1 protein-coding gene is annotated in these 233 nt (G+C 69.5%); it reads left to right on the forward strand.

The features are described 5' to 3' along the window. Positions 1 to 233, forward strand: a 233-nt coding sequence (locus U8L64_RS00430) for a VCBS domain-containing protein (RefSeq protein ID WP_333392735.1), incomplete at both ends; no start/stop codon positions are given.

The raw sequence follows: 233 nt of genomic DNA on the forward strand, positions 1-233 counted from the left end.
GATGCCGCGGTGCAGGGCCTGGACGAGGGCGAAACCCTCACCGAAACCTTCACCTACACCATGCAGGACGCCGACGGCGATCCGTCCAGCGCAACGCTGACCATCACCATCACCGGCAGCAACGACGGCCCGACCCTGAGCCTCGTCGCCACCGACAGCCTCGTCGACGAAGCCGGCCTGAGCAGCGGCTCGGCGGCGGCCGGCGAAGGCGAGTTCGCCTCCGGCAGCTTCAC

This window comes from Pseudomonas sp. FIP_A4 (genome assembly GCF_036701605.1).
GTDB lineage: Bacteria > Pseudomonadota > Gammaproteobacteria > Pseudomonadales > Pseudomonadaceae > Stutzerimonas > Stutzerimonas phenolilytica.